Origin of the sequence: Shewanella sp. SW1, from assembly GCF_025653545.1 — a bacterium.
Taxonomy (GTDB): Bacteria; Pseudomonadota; Gammaproteobacteria; order Enterobacterales; family Shewanellaceae; genus Shewanella; species Shewanella oncorhynchi.
In genome coordinates, this window is the sequence record NZ_JAKKSG010000060.1 from 1 (window position 1) to 589 (window position 589).

Sequence of the window (589 nt, forward strand, 5' to 3'; positions counted from 1 at the left end):
GGAACATCTTACTTACTCGCACTGCATGTAAATGGGGCTATAGCTCAGCTGGGAGAGCGCCTGCCTTGCACGCAGGAGGTCTGCGGTTCGATCCCGCATAGCTCCACCATTTACACCTTATTCTGACTTTATTGCAAAGTAATAAGGCATATGCACTATGGATAGAGATGCCAAAGATAAACTTAAAAATTATCTTTGGCTTTTTTAAGCCCGCTCTTTAACAATTTGGAAAGCTGATAGTATTTAATTACATGAGTCTGTCATGTGATTAATTACAAAACGTTTAATGCGAAAGCATTGAACATGAGTTCTCAAACACTTTATTAAGTGTCTTGAATATTCAATAGTAAATTATTCTTTATTGAATAGTTTACGTCTAAGGCGCGTCCACTTCTTTGGTCAGAAGTGAGACAAGTAAAACCAAGCTGGTCGCAATGCGACGCAGATGAGTGAAACTCATTTGGGTTGTATGGTTAAGCGACTAAGCGTATACGGTGGATGCCTTGGCAGTCAGAGGCGATGAAGGACGTAGTAACTTGCGAAAAGCGTTGGCGAGCTAGTAACAAGCATTTGAGCTAACGATGTCCGA

General features: G+C 41.3%; 1 tRNA gene and 1 rRNA gene. Both read left to right on the top strand.

The features are described from left to right. Positions 1-33 precede the first annotated feature (33 nt). Positions 34-109, top strand: a tRNA-Ala gene (locus L5M71_RS23030). Between the two features lie 362 nt (positions 110-471). Beyond that, positions 472-589, top strand: a 23S ribosomal RNA gene (locus tag L5M71_RS23035); the annotation flags it as partial.